The sequence below is a fragment of the Corynebacterium sp. genome (genome assembly GCF_030532325.1).
Taxonomy (GTDB): Bacteria; Actinomycetota; Actinomycetes; order Mycobacteriales; family Mycobacteriaceae; genus Corynebacterium.
The window spans coordinates 1-20,621 of record NZ_JAUNLS010000015.1; the positions used below are offsets into that span (position 1 = coordinate 1).

General features: G+C 64.3%; 20 protein-coding genes. 13 read left to right on the forward strand and 7 right to left on the reverse strand.

What is annotated here, in order from left to right; genetic code table 11:
- The 5 genes from rpmG to Q4E25_RS08565 all read left to right on the forward strand — a co-directional run.
- A partial coding sequence (rpmG, locus tag Q4E25_RS08545) for a 50S ribosomal protein L33 (RefSeq protein ID WP_303156421.1) occupies positions 1-128 on the forward strand: 128 nt, incomplete at its 5' end.
- A gap of 3 nt (positions 129-131) precedes the next feature.
- Entirely contained in the window at positions 132-437 is a 306-nt protein-coding gene (gene rpsN, locus Q4E25_RS08550; protein WP_303156361.1) for a 30S ribosomal protein S14, read from the forward strand.
- A gap of 15 nt (positions 438-452) precedes the next feature.
- A complete protein-coding gene (gene rpsR / locus Q4E25_RS08555; protein ID WP_303156362.1) occupies positions 453-707 on the forward strand; it encodes a 30S ribosomal protein S18 in 255 nt (84 codons plus the stop codon).
- A 226-nt stretch (positions 708-933) separates the two neighbouring features.
- Entirely contained in the window at positions 934-1,770 is an 837-nt protein-coding gene (locus Q4E25_RS08560) for a hypothetical protein (protein WP_303156363.1), read from the forward strand.
- A gap of 101 nt (positions 1,771-1,871) precedes the next feature.
- Positions 1,872-2,615 carry a TetR/AcrR family transcriptional regulator gene (locus Q4E25_RS08565; protein WP_303156364.1) on the forward strand — a complete coding sequence of 248 codons (744 nt, stop codon included), beginning with the start codon at positions 1,872-1,874 and terminating at the stop codon, positions 2,613-2,615.
- Between the two features lie 47 nt (positions 2,616-2,662).
- Here Q4E25_RS08565 and Q4E25_RS08570 read toward each other — a convergent pair whose 3' ends face one another.
- Together Q4E25_RS08570 and Q4E25_RS08575 are read right to left on the reverse strand one after the other, a co-directional pair.
- Complete coding sequence (locus Q4E25_RS08570) at positions 2,663-3,535, reverse strand: hypothetical protein (RefSeq protein ID WP_303156365.1); 873 nt, start codon at positions 3,533-3,535, stop codon at positions 2,663-2,665.
- A gap of 99 nt (positions 3,536-3,634) precedes the next feature.
- Positions 3,635-4,414: a hypothetical protein gene (locus Q4E25_RS08575; RefSeq protein WP_303156366.1), complete on the reverse strand. Its 780-nt coding sequence runs from the start codon at positions 4,412-4,414 to the stop codon at positions 3,635-3,637.
- A 315-nt stretch (positions 4,415-4,729) separates the two neighbouring features.
- Here Q4E25_RS08575 and Q4E25_RS08580 point away from each other — a divergent pair, with 315 nt between their 5' ends.
- Positions 4,730-5,032, forward strand: a complete 303-nt coding sequence (locus tag Q4E25_RS08580) for a hypothetical protein (RefSeq protein WP_303156367.1) — start codon at positions 4,730-4,732, stop codon at positions 5,030-5,032.
- Here the strand turns inward: Q4E25_RS08580 and purH are convergent.
- Genes purH through Q4E25_RS08595 form a run of 3 tightly spaced genes read right to left on the reverse strand, consistent with a single transcriptional unit; the run spans position 5,029 to position 8,760 of the window.
- A complete protein-coding gene (purH, locus tag Q4E25_RS08585; RefSeq protein ID WP_303156368.1) occupies positions 5,029-6,561 on the reverse strand; it encodes a bifunctional phosphoribosylaminoimidazolecarboxamide formyltransferase/IMP cyclohydrolase in 1,533 nt (510 codons plus the stop codon). The two genes, Q4E25_RS08580 and purH, sit on opposite strands and share 4 nt — an antisense overlap.
- A gap of 46 nt (positions 6,562-6,607) precedes the next feature.
- Positions 6,608-7,210 carry a phosphoribosylglycinamide formyltransferase gene (gene purN / locus Q4E25_RS08590; protein ID WP_303156369.1) on the reverse strand — a complete coding sequence of 201 codons (603 nt, stop codon included), beginning with the start codon at positions 7,208-7,210 and terminating at the stop codon, positions 6,608-6,610.
- Positions 7,211-7,227: 17 nt separating this feature from the next.
- The gene (locus tag Q4E25_RS08595) at positions 7,228-8,760 is read right to left on the reverse strand and encodes a DUF6350 family protein (protein WP_303156370.1); all 1,533 of its coding nucleotides are present in this window, start codon (positions 8,758-8,760) and stop codon (positions 7,228-7,230) included.
- A gap of 421 nt (positions 8,761-9,181) precedes the next feature.
- On the opposite strand from Q4E25_RS08595, the gene Q4E25_RS08600 reads away from it, so the two are divergent.
- The 5 genes from Q4E25_RS08600 (at position 9,182) to Q4E25_RS08620 (ending at position 15,311) form a co-directional block, all read left to right on the forward strand.
- The gene (locus tag Q4E25_RS08600) at positions 9,182-9,940 is read left to right on the forward strand and encodes a M23 family metallopeptidase (protein ID WP_303156371.1); all 759 of its coding nucleotides are present in this window, start codon (positions 9,182-9,184) and stop codon (positions 9,938-9,940) included.
- Between the two features lie 396 nt (positions 9,941-10,336).
- Positions 10,337-10,882, forward strand: a complete 546-nt coding sequence (locus Q4E25_RS08605) for a PadR family transcriptional regulator (RefSeq protein ID WP_303156372.1) — start codon at positions 10,337-10,339, stop codon at positions 10,880-10,882.
- On the forward strand, positions 10,879-11,571 hold the full coding sequence (locus Q4E25_RS08610; protein WP_303156373.1) for an ABC transporter ATP-binding protein: 693 nt from the start codon (positions 10,879-10,881) through the stop codon (positions 11,569-11,571). The genes Q4E25_RS08605 and Q4E25_RS08610 overlap by 4 nt, the downstream gene beginning before the upstream one ends.
- Positions 11,572-11,574: 3 nt before the next feature.
- Positions 11,575-14,253 (forward strand): FtsX-like permease family protein, encoded by a 2,679-nt coding sequence (locus Q4E25_RS08615; RefSeq protein WP_303156374.1) that lies wholly within the window; start codon positions 11,575-11,577, stop codon positions 14,251-14,253.
- A gap of 296 nt (positions 14,254-14,549) precedes the next feature.
- Positions 14,550-15,311 carry a M23 family metallopeptidase gene (locus Q4E25_RS08620; RefSeq protein WP_303156375.1) on the forward strand — a complete coding sequence of 254 codons (762 nt, stop codon included), beginning with the start codon at positions 14,550-14,552 and terminating at the stop codon, positions 15,309-15,311.
- On the opposite strand, the gene pcrA is transcribed toward Q4E25_RS08620, so the two are convergent.
- On the reverse strand, positions 15,308-17,890 hold the full coding sequence (gene pcrA / locus Q4E25_RS08625) for a DNA helicase PcrA (protein ID WP_303156376.1): 2,583 nt from the start codon (positions 17,888-17,890) through the stop codon (positions 15,308-15,310). The genes Q4E25_RS08620 and pcrA overlap by 4 nt on opposite strands.
- Before the next feature lie 170 nt (positions 17,891-18,060).
- Between pcrA and Q4E25_RS08630 the strand changes: the two genes are divergently transcribed.
- Positions 18,061-18,435 (forward strand): chorismate mutase, encoded by a 375-nt coding sequence (locus Q4E25_RS08630; protein WP_303156377.1) that lies wholly within the window; start codon positions 18,061-18,063, stop codon positions 18,433-18,435.
- Between the two features lie 87 nt (positions 18,436-18,522).
- Positions 18,523-20,157, forward strand: a complete 1,635-nt coding sequence (pgi, locus tag Q4E25_RS08635; protein WP_303156378.1) for a glucose-6-phosphate isomerase — start codon at positions 18,523-18,525, stop codon at positions 20,155-20,157.
- 31 nt (positions 20,158-20,188) lie between these two features.
- On the opposite strand, the gene Q4E25_RS08640 is transcribed toward pgi, so the two are convergent.
- Positions 20,189-20,602 (reverse strand): YccF domain-containing protein, encoded by a 414-nt coding sequence (locus tag Q4E25_RS08640; protein WP_303156379.1) that lies wholly within the window; start codon positions 20,600-20,602, stop codon positions 20,189-20,191.
- Between the last annotated feature and the right edge of the window lie 19 nt (positions 20,603-20,621).

The window sequence follows — 20,621 nt, forward strand, 5'->3', positions numbered from 1 at the left end:
AGTCCACTGCGGGCACCGGTTACACCTACGTGACCCGTAAGAACAAGCGCAACAATCCGGATCGCATCACCCTGAAGAAGTTCGATCCGATCGTCCGCAAGCACGTCGAATTCCGCGAGGAGCGATAATCTATGGCTAAGAAGTCTAAGATCGCCAAGAACGAGCAGCGCAAGGAAATCGTCGCCCGCTACGCGGAGCGTCGCGCTGAGCTCAAGGCAATCATCAAGAACCCGAACACCCCGGATGAGGAGCGCCTCGAGGCACAGTTCGAGCTGAACCGCCAGCCGCGCGATGCCTCCCGCTCCCGCATCCGTAACCGCGACTCGGCTGATGGCCGCCCGCGCGGTTACCTCCGCAAGTTCGGCCTGTCCCGTGTCCGTATGCGCGGCATGGCTCACCGTGGTGAGCTGCCGGGCGTTCGTAAGTCCAGCTGGTAAAGGGGTAACTGCACAATGGCTACGAAGCGCAATAACCAGAAGAAGTTCCGCATGGAACAGTCTCGCCGCCCGAAGAAGAACCCTTTGAAGGCTGAGGGCATCGAGACCGTTGACTACAAGGAAGTCAAGACCCTGCGTCTGTTCATCTCCGACCGCGGCAAGATCCGCTCTCGCCGCGTGACCGGTCTGACCCCGCAGCAGCAGCGTCAGGTTGCTACCGCCGTCAAGAACGCACGCGAAATGGCTCTCCTGCCGTTCACTTCCCGCTAAACACTAGCCGGGTTTCAACAGCGCACTTTTGCCGCTGGCCTTAGTGACACGGTAAAAGAGCAAACCTGTGCCGCTCTCCCAATTATCGGGAGGGCGGCATTGCTCGTTTTCTACCTCGCATCCCGGACCACACCCCCGCTTCTTTGAAGCGGTACTGCCCCCAGCACGCGGCCGGTGCTACATTGAATCATATTGTTTATCTATCTGGTGAAAGGTTGTTTAACGCATGGCTTTGCACGAGTCGCTGACAGACCTCAGTGAGCTTGCTGCCCACTGCCAGTCCCCCGCCACGGCGCGGGGGCTGTTGGCTGAATCCCAGGATCTCGTTCGCAATGCCTACGCGCACCGCACCAACGAGCTGGAGCTGGCCTCGTGGTTCTCCCGCGTGGTCACTGACATCGTCCGCTCCCACGGCCTGGGCAGCCCTGTGCGCTTAACCGGCGCGGCCGCCCGCGGCGACCTCCTGCCATCCATGCCCATCACCTGGCTGGGCAAGGACCCCGAGCTGGAGGCCCTGCTGGAGGACGTCAACCTGGACGGCCACTCGGTGGCTGAGGATCCGACCACCCGTGCCGACGCTGGTTTAGCCGTCAGCGCAGAAGACACCGCCGCGCTTTTGGAGGCTGCCTTGGCACTGCGCCCGCACACCCTCTCGCTGGTGGACGGTCTGCCTGATCCGCAGGCTGAGGCTGACGTCCACCGCACGCTGCTGGCCCCGATTGCCGCCATCGCCCGCTGGGCCTGCCCGGAGTCCCAGTCCACGGTGGACCGGCTGGCCATTGGCGTGGCCCGCGAGCTGCTCGCCGAGGACGAAGCCGAGGCCCTGCAACTGGCCTGGGCCACCGGGCTTGCCCTGGAGCTGGCGCAGTGGAACGAGGGCATGGCCGCGCAGGCCACCACACTGGGCTCCCTGCCGCCGCTCTACCGCTCCGCCTATGGTTCGGCCTGCCGCTCGGTGTCCGCGGTGTGCGGCGCGCTGGCTGCCCGTCACGCAGCGACCCCAGACACAAACGCCCCAGAGGCAAAGGCCCCAGAATCAAAGTCCCCAGAGGCAAAGAATTAGTCGCGCCGCATGCTAGGAAGTACGATGTTTAGGTTGACTACACTATCTCAGCAAGTACGAACTCTGACTCTTCGAACTCACACCCAAGGAGGCGCGCAGCAATGGCAGGAACCGTAGGAAGGCCCCGCAAGAACAGCCCGCGCCGTCGCGGCAGCACCGCCCGCGAGGAGATCCTCGACGCCTCCTCCGAGCTGTTTACCACCCAGGGTTTCGCGATGACCTCCACGCACCAAATCGCCGACGCCGTGGGCATCCGCCAAGCCTCGCTGTATTACCACTTCCCCTCGAAGACCGAGATCTTCTTAACACTGCTCAACTCCACCATCGAGCCTTCTCTTGAGCTGGCCGAGGAACTGGCGCAGTCCGACGCCACCCCCGAGCAGCGCCTGTGGTCCTTGGTGGCCGCGGAGTCGCGCCTTCTGCTGACCTCCGCCTGGAACGTCGGCCGGCTCTACCAGCTGCCGGTGGCTAACTCTCCGGAGTTCGGCGAGTACCACGAGCAGCGCGATAAGCTTCAGGCCCACTTCCGCAACGCCGGCGCGGAGATCGTGGGCAACTCCGATCCGCGCATCGAGCTGCCCTTCCACATCGCGCTCTCCGTCATCGAGATGCGCCCCAATGACGGCACCCCACCCTTCGATGCCTCCCAGCGCGTCCCGAGCCTGGCCGCCATGCTTGCCGACGCCGCCCTCGCCGTCCTCGGCACCACCCCGCCCGAGAACGCTGAGGAAAACACCCTGGAGCTGCTCAAGAACCGCAACGACTCCATCTCCGCTGCGGCCGCGGCTGCCGCGGACCGCAAGAAGAGCGACGCGAAGAAGGCCAAGGCCGCCACCAAGAAGTAGGGTCCAACAGCCTTAGAACAACACTGGATCCATCAGCACTGTGTACATCAGCACTGTGGGCTGGGCCAGGCCACCTTGGCCGCGGCCAACTCCTGTACGAGTGCCGTGAGCATAGCCTGGGCCTGCCCGTAGCTTCCATCGGCCGCGCTGGCATAGACGGCAAGCGCCACCTCGTGCCCGCCCAGCTGCACCACGCCCATCTGGCGCGCCTCATAGCGACCCGCGGCATCCGGGCCCCAGCCGCCCTTCTTCATCGCACCGTCGAGGCTTCCCAGGCCATAGGCCTGTGCAGGGTCCTGCTGACCCATGGCCTGCACCACCTGCTCGGATCCGCTCAAGCAGCGCAGATTCGAGGCAAAGCGCGCCTGATCCGGAACGGACCACTGTGTTTGCCCGTAAGCGCTAAAGCCCGGGCGGCTGATCTCGGCGGGGACGGTGAGGCTGAGGGAGGCATCGCCAAGCACGGCTTCGGTGGCAGTAGCCGCCGTCTGCCCGCCGCCGAGCGCAGACCACAGGGACTCCGCGGCGGCGTTATCGGAGTAGGTGATGGCCTGGGAGACCAGCGCGGCATCGGCCACGCCCGCGCGCTGGGCGGCGATGGCCACCGGGACCTTGGAGGTGGACCACGCGGTCAACGGCGCGTCCGAGCCCGCGGAATAGACCTGCCCGGCACCTGCCACCGCCACTCCGAGTGTGCCCGAATACTGGGCGCTGACTTTGTCCACTGCCGCCTCGAGCGCCCGCTGAGCCCCGTGAACTGCTCCAGGTGGGGGCACGGCTGCGTCATGAGATTCTTTGCCCGGGGCGCGCACTTCCCCGTCGATGGTGGGCAGCGGCCCCTCGGGGTTGGCCAGGGAGCTCGGCGTGGCCGGCGGGAAGTCTCCGGTCTGCGAGCCGCCTGCGGCATCGTCTGGATTCACATCGCCGATGGTACAAGCGCTGAGTGCAAGTGTTGCGCACGTGGCCACAGCGGCTACAAGGCGTGGGCGAAAAATGCGGTTGTGAGTCATGTCCACCTGCTAAACGATGTAGACAATCGCGTTATTGCCGCCGGTGCAGGTGACGTACTTGCCATTGTCACGGCAGCTCATGGTGTATGTTTGACCGGTCACCGTGCTGAAAACATCGAGGGTCGCGTCTAGTTCCTCGGTGTCCAGGTAGTGGCGCACGTAGGCATCGCGCACGGCGTTGGCGAAGGGTTCCGAGGTCACACTCGAGCCCATGTAGACGTTGTTGAAGTCCCCGCCCGGCTTGTTGGAGCGAGCAGACTCGTTGGCGGCCACCGCGTAGCCGGGCAGCGAGGGATACTCGGGGCGAGACTCCGCCTTGCTGGTGGTGGGCTCACGCTTTGTGGTCGTGTTCTCCGAATCAGAGGAGCCATCCCCTGTGTTGGCCGGAGCCTGCGTGCTCATCGGTGCGGAGGCGTCCTGGGAACCGGAGCTCTTGCCAAAGATGAAGTAAGCCCCCACGCCTCCGCCGATGAGTAGCAGAAGCACCACAACGATTGCCGCGATGATCGGTGCCATCGAGGTCTTCTGCGCGGGCGGCTGTGCGTACTGACCGGCGTACTGGGCCGCGGGCCCTTGGTTCTGATACATGGGCGTGGCACCGAACTGCTCCGGGCCCTCGAAGGGGTTGCGCTGCTGGCCGTTGTCGGGGCCTACCGGCCCGAAGCTGGTGGTCTCCGGGTGGGTGTTGGGCCGCTGCGGCTGCTGCGGGGACGGCTGCTGCCAGGAGTTTGGCCCGGTGGGCCCGCCAAAGCCATTGCCCGAACCGCCGCCTTGATTGTCACCAGCCACCACGGGCCTCCGTTTCCGTGTCACCGACCACGCCGCCTCTTTTCCGGCTGGTCCTGAAGAATCCGGATAATTATCGCACAGCACGCGCTGGCTAGAGGCTGTTTTTGACTTTTCCTCACTACATTAGCCGCGGATCCGGACCTATCTGCGCTCACTGTAGTGAGGAAAAGTAAAAAGCGCGCCTGCACTGCGCACCCCACAGCGCACACGCTATGTTGTGTCATAGTGCGCTTGAGCCCCGCCCGCGCTGTGCTCACCCGGTACCTCTCTTCCTGCACACCTGCTCAACCGTGACGTGAAAGGCCCGTTACCGCCATGACTTTTCCCAGTGGTCCCTCCAATCAGAACCCAGGCTTTGGCAACTCCGCGCCCACTCCCCCGCCCGGGATGCCGCCGATTGGGCAGCAGCCCTCCTATCAGGCGCCGACTCCCCCGAAGGGCTCGGGGCTGTTTAGCGGGGCCATCGCCGCGCAGATCGCCGGGGTGATCGTCGCGGTGGTGCTCGTTGGCTTCGGCAGCTTCTTCGTGCTCAACCGCGAGGAGCCCGCCGGCGCGGGCACCAGCACCTCGGAGTCCGCCTCCCCCAGCGAGGAGGCGCCCGGTGGCAGCAGCGACTAGTGGAAGAAGTGGCGGGTACCGGTCAGGTACATCGTCACGCCTGCCTTCTGCGCGGCAGCAATGACCTCTTCGTCGCGGATGGAACCACCGGGCTGAACCACGGCCTTGACGCCGGCGTCGAGAAGCACCTCCAGGCCATCGGCGAAGGGGAAGAAGGCGTCGGAGGCCGCGAAGGAGCCCTCAGTGCGGTTGGCGCCCTCGGCCAGCGTGTTAGCGCGCTCGACGGCCAGCTTGGCGGAATCAACGCGGTTGACCTGGCCCATGCCCACGCCCACGGTGGCGTTGTCCTTGGCCAGCAGGATGGCGTTGGACTTCACCGCACGCACGGAGCGCCATGCAAACTCCAGCTGCGCCAGATCCTCGGTGGAGAGGGCCTCACCGGCCACCAGCTGCCAGTTCTCCGGCTTGTCGCCCTCGGCCTGGTAGGTGTCCGGCTCCTGCTCCAGCATGCCGCCGGAGATGAACTTCTTCTCGGTAGTGGGTGCCTCGTACTCCGCAACCAGGATGCGCAGGTTCTTCTTGGCCTTGAGGATCTCCACGGCGCCCTCCTCGTAGGACGGAGCCACGATGACCTCGGTGAAGATGTCCTTGACCTGCTCGGCCATCTCAACGCTGACCTCGCGGTTAACGGCGATGACACCGCCGAAGGCGGACATCGGGTCGCAGGCGTGCGCAGCGCGGTGAGCGGCGGCGATGGATTCATCGGACACGGCGATGCCGCAGGGGTTAGCGTGCTTGATGATGGCCACGCAGGGGCGCTCGTGATCCCAGGCGGCGCGCCAGGCGGCGTCGGCGTCCTGGTAGTTGTTGTAAGACATTTCCTTGCCATTGAGCTGCGTGGCGTTGGCCAGGCCCGTGGTGCCGATGCGGGTCAGTGACGCGGACTGGTGGGAGTTCTCACCGTAGCGCAGGGGGCTCGTCGCGCCCTCGCCGCCGAGCTGCTCCACAAACCAGCTGGACACAGCGGCATCGTAGTCAGCGGTGTGCAGGAAGGCGTCGCGGGCCAGCTCGCGGCGCTGCTCGAGGGTGAAACCGCCGTTGCTCACGGCCTCGGCGACGTCACCGTAGCGGGCCGGATCCACCACCACGGCCACGGAGGGGTGGTTCTTAGCGGCGGCGCGCACCATGGAGGGGCCTCCGATGTCGATCTGCTCCACGCAGCCATCGAAGTCCGCGCCGGAGGCCACGGTCTCACGGAAGGGGTACAGGTTCACCACGACCAACTGGAAGGGCTCCACCTCGAGCTCCTTAAGCTGTGCCAGGTGATCCTCCTTGCGTGTGTCAGCAAGGATGCCGGCGTGCACCTTGGGATGCAGGGTCTTCACTCGGCCCTCCAGGCACTCCGGGAAGCCGGTGACCTGGTCAACCGGGGTAACGTTGATGCCTAGGGCTGCGATCTTGGACGCGGTGGAACCGGTCGAGACGATCTCTACGCCGGCGGCGTCGAGAGCACGTGCCAGATCCTCAAGACCAGTCTTGTCATAGACGCTGATGAGCGCACGCTTAATGGATTTACGGTCTTCACTCATGGTGCAGAGATTGCCTTCCTGAAACGGTGTTGAGAGCTATCGGTGATTAGAGCTGAATGCTCAGCGTCGAGCCTTCCACACGGGCGGCGCGCAGAACCTTGACGATGAGTTGACGTTCCACAACCTTGATGCGCTCGTGCAGGCTGGCTTCATCATCGCCGGGTTCAACGGCGACGGCCTCCTGAGCGATGATCGAGCCGGTATCCACGCCGGCATCAACGAAGTGGACGGTGGAGCCTGTGACCTTGACGCCGTAGTCCAGTGCGTCACGCACGCCGTGCGCTCCCTTGAAGGAGGGAAGCAGCGCCGGGTGGGTGTTGATGGTGCGCCCTTCGAAGCGGTCGAGGAAATCCGGGCCGAGAATCTTCATGAACCCGGCAGAAACAACAACGTCTGGTGCCGCAGCATCCACTGCAGCAACCAGACGAGTATTCCATTCGGTGCGGTCGGCACCCATGTCCACAACCTCTACGGGGATCGACGCCGCGCGCGCACGCTCAATGCCCTTGCAGGGCACGTCCGCGACAACCTTGACCACACGATAGTGATCATCCTGGGCATCAAGGATGGCCTGCAGCAGCGAGCCGGTTCCGGATACCAGAACAACAACGTCAAGAGGATTGGCGGTGGGCTTAAGCGGTGAAGTCACGCGCTATAGCCTAGTCCTTAACCCTCCCCCTTGGGCAATTGCTCCTCATCGTTCTCCCCCTCGCCGTCCGCGGCGGCCGCAGATTCGGGCTCAGCATTTGGGTCAGAGTCCGGCTCTTCTTCCGGCTCGGTCTTTGCTGCTGGCTTGGCGACGCCCTCCTCAGCCTCTGACTCCTCAGCATCAGGGTCCTCGGTTTCTTCGTCGACGGTCTCGCCATCGATAATCTCGGCATCAGTTTCAGCGTCTGCTTCTGCTTCGGTTTCGGCATCAGCGTCCGCTACTGCCTCAGCTTGTGCTTCCGCCTCTGCCTGCTTCTCTGCTGCTGCAGCGGCGTTCGCCTCCCGGCCCAGGCGCCACGCGCTCACGAGGTTGGCCACCCAGAAGCCGCCGCCGACCACCAGGCACCACAGCGCCAGCAGGCCGGTGGCTGTCCACAGCGTCGGCCCGGTGCTTCCGTAGAAGCCCAGCTCGCCGCCGGCGAAGAAGGACAGCACAGCCGTACCCACAGCGGCGCTGAGCGTGGCGGTGCCTAGAAAAGCCAGATCCACGCGCTGGCGTTGCTGATAGAAGGCCACGCCGGCGGCCACAGCGGGCAGGGCGAGCAGGACAACCGCCCACGGCGCCACCGAACCCGGCACGGCCGCGGCCAGCGGCAGCGGCGGCAGCGGAACACTGTGCGCGCTAAAGAGGCTGATGCTGCTGTCAGCGCCGATATGAAACTCGGAACCGCCCAGGATCGCGCCGGCGCCCACGGCGGCGTTGGGCAGGTAGAGGATGCTCAGCAAGAAAAGCACGGTCTTGCCCAGTCCATCGATGACGGGGTACTCGGCAAACATCTCAGACTGGCGGCCCAGGCCCACCACCCACATGATGAGCACCAGCACCGCACCCGCAGCAAGAACGCCGCCTAGGTAGAGCAGGCCGGTGCGGGAGGCGTCGACAAGCACGCGTGGCACACCAAAGCGTTTGGCCAGGGCCTTCCACAGGCGCGAGCCCATGCCCAGGATGAGCGCGCAGGCGTGCAGCAGCAGCATGCGCGGCAGGGCGGACCACAGCGGGGCCGGTGAGACGTCGTAGACCTTGCCGGCATCCCAGAGCATGAGCCAGGCAATGACGGTGAGCACCGTGGGCACACCCAGTACGCAGGCGAGGAGCACCAGTAGATCGTTAATGCTTACCTTATGTTTGACCGCGGCGCGCACGCGGGCGGCAACCAAAGCGCCCAAGAGCGCGGCGGGGAGCAGGGGAACGAATCCGATGGTGATGCCGCCGGCAGAAACCGGGGCGAGGTTAAAGACCATCCAGGCCTGGGCCACGATGGTGGGCAGCCAGGCCATCGGCGAGGAGGTCAGCAGCAGGGTTGCCAGGGCGATAACCAGCACACCGAGGATGACCACGGCGTGTGGGACGCCCACGGTGGAAAGCATGCGGCGTATGCGCCCGGCCATGGTGGTGGGGGCGGGTGCGCGGCGTGCCTTGGCCTGGGCACCAGCCCGATGCGCGATGCGCTGAGCCGACGCCGAGGTGGCCGAGCCATTGCGTCCACGCACGTGTGCGCGCTGGCGCGAAGCCGACCGCGATTGAGGACTGGTGTTTTTGTTCATCGCGTCCACTTTGCCACGGCAGCAGGCACTTCTTGGGGCGGCGCGGCCGATACTTTAATTTCTTCCCTCTCGTCACACGCGTTTCCCCACCTCTAGCCCCGCTGACGAGGCGCGACAAAATTTATTTATGCGAGCACAATCACGGTGCTCCTTAGTTATCGCACGACAAAGGCTATTCTGGTGCAGACGATGAAGCAGCCTGCGCCGCGAAGCGATAAAAAACAGTCAATGCGGGTTGCCCTGACTTTTTCGAGACGCTACTGTTACATTCCGTTGGTAACAGGAAGGTCACAATCGCGTAACTAAGCCCGAGAACACGTAACGCTGGCAGAAACGGCGCGATTGTTAAAGAACGGAAGAAGTACGAATGCGAAGCAAGACTCAGCGGAGCGCAGGTCGCCACCGCAAGATCACCTCCTCGCAGACCGCGAAGGGTCGTCTCGCGCTGATGACTGTTGCCGCTGGCGCAGTCTCCTCTGCCGGTGTGGGTGGCGCTGCTGCCGCCAACATTCAGACCGACAACGCCGGTGCCACCAAGACCCAGACTGTGAACTTCGCCCTGAAGGCCGATTCCGATCCGCTGAAGGATGCACAGACTGCCGTCGAGGACGCCGCTGCAGCAGCGCCGCAGATCCTCGCCGTCGCGGAGGACAAGCCGGTTATCGATCTCGCCGCGCAGCTGGACAAGGCCGTGCAGGCTGCCGACGCCCGCGCTGAGGAAGACCGCGCCAACCGCGCCCCCTCCGTCGCACTGCCGGCAGAGGGCACCCTCACCTCCCCCTTCGGCCCGCGCTGGGGCTCCTTCCACTCTGGCATTGACATCGCCAACTCCAATGGCACACCGATCAATGCCGTGATGGACGGCACCGTCATCGACTCCGGCCCGGCCTCCGGCTACGGCCAGTGGATCCGCATCAAGCACGATGACGGCTCCATGAGCGTCTACGGCCACATGGAGACCTTGGACGTCGCCGTGGGCGAGCGCGTGACCGCCGGCCAGAAGATCGCCGGCATGGGCAACATGGGCTTTTCCACCGGCACCCACCTTCACTTCGAGATTCACCCCTCCGGCCAGCGCGCTGTGGACCCGGTTCCGTGGCTGGCAGAGCGCGGTATCAACGTCTAAGCACTGACTTTTTCTTTCCTTCCTGCAGGGCGGTTCAGTTGAAAAGCTGGGCCGCCCTTTGTATTGCTCGCTTTGCGCCGCTCTGCTTGATTCGTTGCATGGCTTGATTCGCTGCATGGCTGATTCGTTGCATGGCCCGGCGCGCTGCGCGAGCGGACTTCCCCACCCCTCAACGGGCATGCATACCTTCAGGGGCTACATCGAACCTTCCCGTTTTCAGCGCGTATTCATCTAGCGCAGCACTCTTGACGCCACAATGCTTACCCAGTAACCTTAGCGCTAGTTACCCGGTATGCACCCGGCCTGCCTGGGCTAACGCCAACCCCTACGTTGTCCACTTCCACGTGCACACCCAGAGCCTTTGCGCCACGTTCTACCTCCAAGGAGGAGGTGACCATGCCAATCAAACATTCGGTGCTAGCCCTGCTCAGCGAGCAGCCCGCCACCGCCAGCCACATTCAGCAGCGCTTCGCTGAGGCCATGGGCGGGGTGTGGCCGCTCAACATCGGGCAGGTAGCCCAGACACTGAGCCGCCTCGAGCGCGACGAGCTCATCACCACCGCAGGCGAGGTCACCGGCCCCACCGGCCGGCGAGCCACCAGTTACGCCATCTCACCCGCGGGAGCCGAGGAGCTTCGCCGCTGGTGGACCTCCGCCACTGAGAAAGCCACCATCGAACGCGATGAGCTCGTTCTCAAGGTCACGCTCGCCGCCCAGCGCAGTGACGTCGACGTCATCGCAGTGCTCGACACCCAACGCTTTGCTACCCTGCGCCAATTGCGCGAGCTCAACCAGCAGGCTTCCCAACTACCGGAGACCCGCTGCGCACAGCGGCTTGCGGTGGAGCGCCAAATCTTTGAGCTGGAGTCACTCAGCCGCTGGCTCGACCGCGCAGAATCACTGTCCCAACCCACCTCATCCGAATCGGAGCCAACATCATGACCTCCCACATGCCTTTCCCCCTCGAGCTAGAGAAGGTCACCTGTGTCTTTGGCCGCGGCTCCCGGCGCGTCACGGCTCTGCACGAGGTCTGCCTGCAGCTCTCCCCCGGCGAGCTCGTCGCCGTCATGGGCCCGTCCGGCGCCGGCAAGTCCACCCTGCTCAACGTGGCCGGGTTGCTGCAGGCGCCTACCTCTGGGCGGGTACTTGTGCGGGGCGCGGATGCCTCGCAGCTCTCCCGCTCCAAGGCCGCCGAGATACGCCGCAAGCACCTGGGCTTTGTCTTTCAGGATTACAACTTGATTGCCGCTCTGACCGTGGGTGAGAACATCACCCTCCCCCTCGAGCTAGACGGCGTCTCCCCTGCCGAGTGTGCAGCCGCCGCCGATACCGCGCTGGAAGAGGTGGGCCTGACCGGCCTTGCGGATCGCTTCCCAGAGGAGATCTCCGGCGGTCAGGCGCAGCGCGTGGCGATTGCCCGCGCACTCATCGGACCGCGCTCGGTGCTGCTGGCGGATGAACCCACCGGCGCTCTCGACACCGCGACTGGCAACACCGTCATGAAGGTCCTGCGTTCACGCATCGATGCCGGCGCCTGCGGACTGCTTGTCACCCACGAACCCCGCTTTGCCGCCTGGGCTGACCGCGTGGTCATGCTCCGTGACGGCATTTTGAGCGGCGAAGGAGCCTAAACCATGTCCCACCTGACTGCACTGGCCGCCGCCACCCGCCCCACCCGGCGGGAGCTGCGTACTTCTCCGAAAAGCCTTTTCTTAATCCTGTTACTCATTGCCATTCCGGCTGCACTTATCGCCGGCGCGGGGCTGTGGTACCACGCCGATAATTACGCCCGGAGTCTGTCCGCCCCACTACGCACCATCACGGTGCAGCAGGAACACAGCACCGAAGGCGCCGCTCGAGACTTTGCTGACGTGCTCCCCGAGGGGCTTTCAGCCACCCCCATCCTCAACGCTACGGGCACGAGCCTCAGCCTGCCCGACGGCACGAGCCGGACGCTTAACTCCGCCACTCAATTCGACGCCCAGCACCCGCCCGCTGAGGCAGAAGAAATCCTGCGCAGCTTCGACCTACACCCTGGTGATGTCCTTCTACCCCGCAAGCTAGCCCGTGAGCTCAACCTGCGCACCGGCGATACGGTCACCGTACATTCGCGTTTTAGCGAGGCCAGCAAGGCCACAATTGCGGGAACAATCCCCGGAGACGTGGTTGTTGCTACCGCACCGGTGATCGCAAGCAGTGATTTTCTCCACGAGAATCCACGTCTGGCCACGTGGTCACTGGTGGGTAATACCGCCCTTGACCAGGCCACCATCGACGCAGCACAGCGCCAGGGAATCGAGATCTGGGATGGGCAGATTGCAGATTCCTCCCTCCCTTCCGACGGCGAAGCGTGGTCCTATGCTTTCGGATTGATCGCCGCCAGCCTTCTGGCTTATTCCGTGATCATCATCCTGGTACTCGCGGTACTTTCCCCCGTCTTTACTCTGGCCGCAGGCCGGCATAGCCGCCTCTATGCGCTCATGGCCAGCCAGGGCGCTCAGCCACGGCACATCATCGCCGCGGTTACCGCCTATGGATTCCTCCTAGGCCTCCTCGGCGCAACCGTGGGCGTGCTCAGCGGTGTGGCGCTGTCCTACCTCGTGTGGCACATCCTGTTCCCCGCAGTCCACCCAGTCATACCGTGGGCCTGGGCGGGATGGTGCTGGCTGGTCATTGTCGTTCTGTCCACCCTGCTCGCCTTCGGCCCTGCCGTGCTCGCTGCACGCCGCGCACTCTCTGCCTCCATGGCTGGTGCGGGCCAGGGGCACATCCTTCGTTGGCGAGCGTGGATGGCCATCGGCCCGCTTTTGCTCATCGTTGTCGCGTGTCTGAGCTTTACGGACGTGGGCTATTCAGCCGCTACCTATGGCGCGCCCTTCTGGCTACTAGCGTTGGCCGCGTCCACCCCAGCGCTCGTGGTGGGCGTCGCTCAGCTCGCAGCACGAGGCCCACTCCCAGTGCGCCTCGCCGGACGCCAGCTTGGCAGGCAGGGCACCAAGAGTGTTTCCCTTGCGTTGGCGTTGCTCATGGGTAGCTTCGCGCTGACCACCTGGTATTCCGTTCTCTCGACGGATAACGCCCGCTGGCGGGCAGAGGAGCTCGCAGTGGGCTCGGACAGCGCTGCGCTGCTGCGCCCCTATTTTGAGGACGAATGGGGCACAGATGTGCACTCGTGGGAGAACGAGGCTAGCCAGGCGGCACTCGGCATCGTAGCGGGCGCTGCCTACCCCCTCGACGCCTTCCCGGATGTCCGCTACTCCCCCGAAGTCCCCGAGAGCACGGAAAGCTATGAGCTCGAGACAGAATTCGATTTCCAGTGCACCCAACAAGGAGATGCGGCCGTCGAACGCGCAGAATTCATCGATATGCACGGGCGCAGCACGAAGGACTCGCCCGAGGCCCGCGCGGAATGCGCGCACGAAATGCTCACTTCCTTTTCCGCTCACCCCCTGCTTTCTGAAAGCCATATGGTGCAGGTCAGCGCCTCGGAGCTTGGGCCGTGGTCCTTCCCCACGGAGGAGGACCGTCAGGCCGCAGCGCGCACTCTGCGCGAGGGCGGCATCGTACTCGCCCACAACAGCCACCTCCACGGCAAGACCTCGGGCTCGGTCACGGCACACCGCTATGTGGGACCGAACGCCACTCCGAAAGGCTCGACCACGAAGACGCTGCCTATCACCGAGGCGATGTCTACGCTTGCCCGCGATACCATCCTCATCAGCCCCGAAGCAGCCCGTGAGCTAGGTATGAAGGCTGAGCACGTGGGCACCATCCTCGATTTTGCACACCGGCCCACTCGCGCTGAGCGAGCCCTGCTCGACGACGCCATCTCGCTACACTCCCAAGCTATGCTCAGCGCCATCTACGCCAGCTATGACGACGGGGACATGGATTTTCTTCCCGGCGTGGGCCTTGGCCTCGTCAGTCTTGCGCTGCTGAGTTTGCTCATGGCCTACCAGGCCCACACCACTCGCCGCGATGAACTCGTACTGTACTCCGTGGGCGCCAATCCATCCCTTCTTCGCTCCGCCGCAGCCTGGCAGACCTGGCTCGTGGGATTTTCCGCGCTTCTGGCTGGTGTGCTCGTTGGGCATGCAGCAGCGTTCCTCCTCACAGCTCCGCCGGTGGAACTCTTCCAGCCCGCGCGGCCCGGGCTGAGCAACCGAGATTATTTCTCCTTTGATTGGTGGCTCTTCGGCGCGGCACTCGTGGCGCCTATTCTTGCCGCGGGGATCTCCTGGCTGACTAGCCCGGCGCGCAAAGAGGACAACATCGCGGATCTTCGCCATGGTGAGAGCCGCGCGCTGGTGTAGTCCCACCCCCAGGGGGCACCCCCGCTGGCTAAAGCAGTACTTTACAGTCGTCACTCTGGTCACATTAGTAACATCTGCAACATGCAGGCGTGTTCGATGAATTTTCGAACAACACCCGCATCTACCTGCAATTTCAGGGATTGCGCCGCGGCACGGGTATGGATACCTTTATCTCGTTGCCACAAGCCGGCGCATATCCGTGGAATGTCCTTTCCCGGCGTGTCGCGTCCGCGCTAGTGGCCACAGAGGCTACGAAGCCCCCAACCATGCACCGTCATGAAAAGGACTCAATTGTTATGAAGCGCACCCCGAGCGCACGCAAGCGCATCGCGCTGGCCGCAGCAGCAGTCAGCGCCAGCCTTGTCGCCACCCTGGGAGCTCCTGCCTTTGCCGCCGAGCCCGCGGCGAGCGTCGACGTCTCCGACGGCTCCTCTGAGCCGACGGTGACCACCGGCTCCAACTCCGAACTCATTGATGCCTTCTTTGGCCTGGCCACCTCCGCGGCGGGCGTTCTCAACGGCGCGGCCGCCCCGGAGTTCAAGAACAACAATGGCGCGATGACCATCGTTCTAGATCCTTCGACCATCCCGGGTCTGGCTGATGCCTTCAAGCCCCAGGGTGATCACTCCGGGCTCACTCCGGTGCGCAGCACCGACGCGGAGGGCAACACCGTGGTCTTTCCGACCTCCGGCACGTTTACCTCCGGTTTCGGCCCGCGTTGGGGTTCCTTCCACAACGGAATCGACGTCGCTAATCCCATCGGCACCCCGATCTACTCCGTCATGGACGGCGAGGTCATCGAGGCCGGCCCGGCCCAGGGCTTCGGCCACTGGATCCGCGTACAGCACGTCGACGGCTCCGTGGCAGTCTACGGCCACATGCCTGGTGATCAGCTCATGGTCAACGTGGGCGACAAGGTCCGTGCCGGGGAGCAGATTTCTGTTATCGGCAACGAGGGCTACTCCACCGGCCCACACCTGCACTTTGAGATCCACCCTGGCGGCGGCAACGCCGTGGACCCGGTTCAGTGGTTCGCAGAGCGCGGAATTAGCATCTAGAGCTTTTCCATCGGCACTCCGCCGATGAGCATGAGCCGGACCTTGCCCGCAGAACCGAAGTCAACGGTGACGGTGGCTCGCGCCCCGGAGCCGGAGGCTTCAATGACCTTGCCCAGCCCGTACTTGGCGTGGTTGACATGGTCCCCCACAACTAAATCAAGCTGCTTGTTCTTAGGCATCGACGTCGAGGAAGCAGGCTTTCGCGTGCGCTGTGAAGGGGAAGACGTAGCGCGCGGGGAGGTCCTGCCCCACCCCGACCAATCAGAGCCATACGAGCGGCCGTACTGGTAAGAATCACCACCGCCCCATGCGCCGGAGAGCTGACTGTCCGGTTCTTCGCGGCGCCAGTCGATGAGGTCCTCAGGGACCTCGGCGAGGAAGCGACTGGCGGGATTCGTCAAGGGATTTCCCCAGGACGAGCGAAGAATCGCGCGAGTCAGGTACAGGCGCTGGCGCGCACGCGTGATGCCGACGTAGGCCAGGCGGCGTTCCTCACTGAGCTCCTTCGGGTCACCGAGCGAGCGCATGTGCGGGAACTGGCCGTCCTCCCAGCCGGTCAAGAACACCACGGGAAACTCCAGGCCCTTGGCCGTGTGCAGAGTCATGAGCGTCACCACGCCGGATTCCTGGTCCGGAATCTGATCGGCGTCAGCCACCAGGGATACCTTTTCCAAGAATGCCTGCAACGAGCCGGGCAGGGCTTCGCCCTCTGCCAGCTGCGGCATCTCTTCTGCATCGGCACCGCTGAAGGCCATTTGGTTTGCGGCATCGGAGCTGAACTCGCGGGCCACAGAAACCAACTCGTTGAGGTTGTCCAAGCGCGCGCCATCCTGCGGATCGTTGGAGTTTTCCAGCTCGGCGCGGTAGCCGGTGGCGTCGAGAAGCGAGTTAAGCAGCTCCCCCAGATCTGGCTGGCCGGTGACCTCGTTGATCATGCCCGGCAGCTGAGCCTGAATGCCGTCCATCATCTCGTTGAACTTGCTCACCGCGTTCACAGCGCGCGTGCCCAGGCCCGCCACGTTGCCGGCGGCGGCATCGCGCAGCGCCTTGCCAAAGCTAATGCCCATCGTCTCCGCATGCAGCGCGATCTGCCCCTGCGCCTTATCGCCGATGGCACGCTTGGGCACGTTGATGATGCGCCGCAGGCTCACGGTATCGTCCGGATTGTCCACGATGCGCAGGTAGGCCACCATATCCCGGATCTCACGGCGCTCGTAGAAGCGAGTTCCGCCGACCACCTTGTAGGGAATGCCCGAGCGCACGAAGATATCCTCCAGCGCGCGCGAGGCGTTGTTGGTGCGGTACATCACCGCGATATCGGAGTAGCTGTAGCCCTTATCCGCCAGCGCATCGATCTCCGAGGCGATGAAACGCGCCTCGTCGTGCTCGTTATCGGCCACGTAGCCCACGATCTTCTCGCCCTCGCCGTGGGCGGTCCACAGGTTCTTCTCCCGGCGGCCCTCGTTCTTCGCAATCACCGCGTTGGCCGCGTTGAGGATGGTTTGCGTGGAGCGGTAGTTCTGCTCCAGAAGGATGGTGTGGGCCTGCGGGTAATCGCGCTCGAACTCCTGGATGTTGCGGATCGTCGCACCGCGGAAGGCGTAGATGGACTGGTCCGAGTCACCCACCACACACAGCTCCGGGGCATCCGGCGCCAGCTCTCCCCTGCCCACTAGTGCGGAGACCAGGGCGTACTGGGCGTGGTTGGTGTCCTGATACTCGTCAATCAGCACGTGCTTGAAACGGCGCCGGTAGAACTCCACCACCTGCGGGTACTCGCGGAAAATACGCACGACCTCACCGATCAAGTCATCGAAGTCCACCGCGTTTGCCGCGCGCAGGCGGCGCTGGTATTCCGCGTAGACCTTCGCCACGGTGAGCTCGAAGGGGTTCTTGGTCTTCTCCGCCTCCGCCAGGGCTACGTCCGGGGAGACCAGCTCATTCTTGTGGTTCGAAATCTGGTTGGCCAGCACGCGAGCGCTGAACTTCTTAAGGTCCAGCTGCATCTCCTTGGCAATCATGGTGAGCAGGCGGCGCGCGTCATCGCCGTCATAGATGGAGAAATTGGTGTTAAGCCCCGGCACGAGCTGCGCGTTGTTGCGCAAGATGCGCACGCAGATGGAGTGGAAGGTGGAGACCCACATGCGCTCGGCCACTGGCCCCACCAGCTGGCCCACGCGTTCCTTCATCTCCGCCGCGGCCTTGTTGGTGAAGGTAATTGCCAGAATCTCCCAGGGCGCCACACCGCGCTCGCGCATGAGGAAGGCGATGCGCCGCGTCAGCACAGCCGTCTTGCCCGAACCCGCGCCAGCCACAATGAGCAGCGGGGAGCCAGTGTGGGTCACGGCCTCCAGCTGCTGGGGGTTGAGCCCCTCCGTGAGCGGATCCTCCTGCGGCGGGGTGGCGGGGTCCTGCACAAACTGAGTGCCCTGCACCGCACCGTCCTGCGCAGGCGAGGCAGAAGCAGCACCCCGCGGCGCGCCGAAGCCGCCGAAGAGATCGGGCTGCGCAGACTGAGGCTGCGAATTATTCGGCTGAGAGGAACCAGGGCGAGGAGAAAAAGGTGACGCGTTATTCATAGTGCCTTCCAACCTACTAGGCGCTCCGGACATTCCTGATTCGCAGCTTGCCCGTTGCTTGCCCGTTGCTTGCTCGTTGCTTGATCGTTGCTCACTCACTGCCGGTGAACAGCTGACTTGGGCGCGGGAAGAATTCCCTTTTGGGCCGGTCGGTGGCACAATCATCCCTTATGGACGCTGACAATATTTCCCGCGCAGACCAGCCGGGCGGCGAGCAGACGGCCGGCGAGCACCATGATCCCAACGTGGTGGATAACGGACTGCGCATCCGCATGCCCTCCGGCACCGATGATCCCCTCTCGGATGCGGAGATTCAGCGTTATCGCGAGGAGATCAACCGGCTGGACCGCGTCATCCTCGACGCCATCAAGCGCCGCACCACTATCTCGCGCACCATTGGCAAGACCCGCATGCAGTCCGGTGGCACCCGCCTGGTGCACACCCGCGAGATCGCCATCCTCAACGAGTTCCGCGACGAGCTCGGGGACGAAGGCCCCACCATCGCGCAGGCACTGCTGCGCTTGGGCCGCGGCCGCCTAGGCTAGCGCCAACGCCCACGGCGTGCGGCAGCGATGTCGACTACGGTAGAAAAAGTACAACCGTGTCTGCACTCTGCCAGAAAGGCCTTCGTAATGGACATCACCGCACAGCCACAGTGGAACCAGCTCACGCAGCTTTTTGAGGAGAAGAAGAACCTCAACCTGCGTGAGCTTTTTGGCTCCGATTCCGCGCGTGCCGCGAACTACACGTTCGACGCCGCCGGGCTTCACGTGGACCTGTCGAAGAACCTGATCGACGCCGACGTGCTCGCCGCCCTCGTCGAGCTTGCGCGCGCTGCCGACGTCGAAGGCCGCCGCGACGCCATGTTCGCCGGCGAGCACCTCAACAACACCGAAGATCGCGCTGTCCTGCACACCGCCCTGCGCCTGCCGGCGGATAAGGATCTCTGCGTCGACGGCCAGGACGTCGCCGCCGACGTGCACGAGGTGCTCGGCCGCATGCGCGACTTCGCCACCGCACTGCGCTCCGGCAAGTGGCTGGGCCACACCGGCCACACCATCAAAAAGGTGGTCAACATCGGCATCGGCGGCTCCGATCTCGGCCCGGCCATGGCCGCCAAGGCGCTGCGCAGCTACGAGGTGGCCGGCATCTCCGCGGAGTTCGTCTCCAACGTCGATCCCGCCGATATGGCTGCCACCCTCGATGGCCTCGACGCCGGCTCCACCCTGTTCATCGTGGCCTCCAAGACCTTCACCACCCAGGAGACTCTCACCAACGCCCACGCCGCCCGCCGCTGGCTGCTGGAGCAGTTCGACGGTGATGAGTCGGCCGTCGCCAAGCACTTCGTCGCGGTGTCCACCAACGCGGAGAAGGTCGCCGAGTTCGGTATCGACCCGGAGAACATGTTCGGTTTCTGGAACTGGGTGGGCGGGCGCTACTCGGTGTCCTCCGCCATCGGGCTGTCACTGATGTGCACCATCGGCCCGCTGGACTTCATGCGCTTCCTCGAGGGCTTCCACGCCATGGACGAGCACTTCCGCACCACCCCGCTGGAGCAGAACGTGCCGGTGCTCATGGGCCTGCTGGGTGTGTGGTACTCCAACTTCTTTGGTGCGCAGACCCACGCGGTGCTGCCCTACTCTGAAGATCTGGGGCGCTTCCCGGCCTACCTGCAGCAGCTGACCATGGAGTCCAATGGCAAGTCCGTGCGCCGCGACGGCACCGCGGTGACCACCGGCACCGGCGAGATCTACTGGGGCGAGCCGGGCACCAACGGCCAGCACGCCTTCTTCCAGCTCATGCACCAGGGCACCCGCCTCATCCCGGCGGACTTCATCGGCTTTGCCCGGCCGAAGGAGGACTTCCCCACTGCTGATGGCACCGGCTCGATGCACGATCTGCTCATGGGCAATTTCTTCGCGCAGACCAAGGTGCTGGCCTTTGGCAAGACCGCCGAGGAGATCGCCGCCGAGGGCGTGGATCCGGCCGTGGTTCCGCACAAGGTCATGCCGGGCAACCGCCCCACCACCACCATTCTGGCCGAGGAGCTCACCCCGCAGACCCTGGGCGCGCTCATCGCGCTCTACGAGCACATCGTGTTCACCCAGGGCATCATCTGGGATATCAATTCCTTCGATCAGTGGGGCGTGGAGCTAGGAAAGCAACAGGCCAATGACCTCGCCCCGGCGGTGTCCGGCCAGCAGGAGGCCGACTCCGGCGACGCGTCTACCGACGCCCTCATTGGTTGGTACCGCGCCAACCGCTAGTTAACCGCTAGCCTGCTGACGCCAGCCAACTCTAGAGACGGACCATCGGCTCCCAGCCAACGGGAACCTGGTCCGTCTTGGTGATCTTGCGGCCGAAGGGGAAGCAGGTAATCGGAATCATCTTGATGTTGGCCCAGGCCAGCGGAAGGCCAATGATGGTCACGGCCTGTGCCGCCGCCGTGGTGATGTGGCCGACAGCCAGCCACATGCCCGCCACGATGAACCAGATGACGTTGCCCACCACGGACATGCTGCCCGTGCCCTTCGTAGGCTGGATGACGGAGCGCCCGAAGGGCCACAGCGCAAAGCGCGCCATGCGGAAGGAGGCCACGCCCGCCGGGATGGTGACCACAAAAATGCAGGCGATGAGTCCGAAGAGGAAGTAGCTGGCGGCCAGTGCCAGGCCACCGGTGATTAACCACAGGATGTTGAGCAGAGTCTTCATGCTGGCTACGCTACCCCGG

Excerpts from the sequence above, each read along its gene's own strand:
- Q4E25_RS08640 (WP_303156379.1), bottom strand. The coding sequence starts at position 20,602 with ATGAAGACTCTGCTCAACATCCTGTGGTTAATCACCGGTGGCCTGGCA.
- Q4E25_RS08560 (WP_303156363.1), top strand. The coding sequence starts at position 934 with ATGGCTTTGCACGAGTCGCTGACAGACCTCAGTGAGCTTGCTGCCCAC.
- Q4E25_RS08610 (WP_303156373.1), top strand. The coding sequence starts at position 10,879 with ATGACCTCCCACATGCCTTTCCCCCTCGAGCTAGAGAAGGTCACCTGT.
- Q4E25_RS08605 (WP_303156372.1), top strand. The coding sequence starts at position 10,337 with ATGCCAATCAAACATTCGGTGCTAGCCCTGCTCAGCGAGCAGCCCGCC.
- Q4E25_RS08620 (WP_303156375.1), top strand. The coding sequence starts at position 14,550 with ATGAAGCGCACCCCGAGCGCACGCAAGCGCATCGCGCTGGCCGCAGCA.
- pgi (WP_303156378.1), top strand. The coding sequence starts at position 18,523 with ATGGACATCACCGCACAGCCACAGTGGAACCAGCTCACGCAGCTTTTT.
- Q4E25_RS08630 (WP_303156377.1), top strand. The coding sequence starts at position 18,061 with ATGGACGCTGACAATATTTCCCGCGCAGACCAGCCGGGCGGCGAGCAG.
- rpsR (WP_303156362.1), top strand. The coding sequence starts at position 453 with ATGGCTACGAAGCGCAATAACCAGAAGAAGTTCCGCATGGAACAGTCT.
- Q4E25_RS08615 (WP_303156374.1), top strand. The coding sequence starts at position 11,575 with ATGTCCCACCTGACTGCACTGGCCGCCGCCACCCGCCCCACCCGGCGG.
- Q4E25_RS08580 (WP_303156367.1), top strand. The coding sequence starts at position 4,730 with ATGACTTTTCCCAGTGGTCCCTCCAATCAGAACCCAGGCTTTGGCAAC.
- Q4E25_RS08565 (WP_303156364.1), top strand. The coding sequence starts at position 1,872 with ATGGCAGGAACCGTAGGAAGGCCCCGCAAGAACAGCCCGCGCCGTCGC.
- rpsN (WP_303156361.1), top strand. The coding sequence starts at position 132 with ATGGCTAAGAAGTCTAAGATCGCCAAGAACGAGCAGCGCAAGGAAATC.
- pcrA (WP_303156376.1), bottom strand. The coding sequence starts at position 17,890 with ATGAATAACGCGTCACCTTTTTCTCCTCGCCCTGGTTCCTCTCAGCCG.
- Q4E25_RS08600 (WP_303156371.1), top strand. The coding sequence starts at position 9,182 with ATGCGAAGCAAGACTCAGCGGAGCGCAGGTCGCCACCGCAAGATCACC.
- purH (WP_303156368.1), bottom strand. The coding sequence starts at position 6,561 with ATGAGTGAAGACCGTAAATCCATTAAGCGTGCGCTCATCAGCGTCTAT.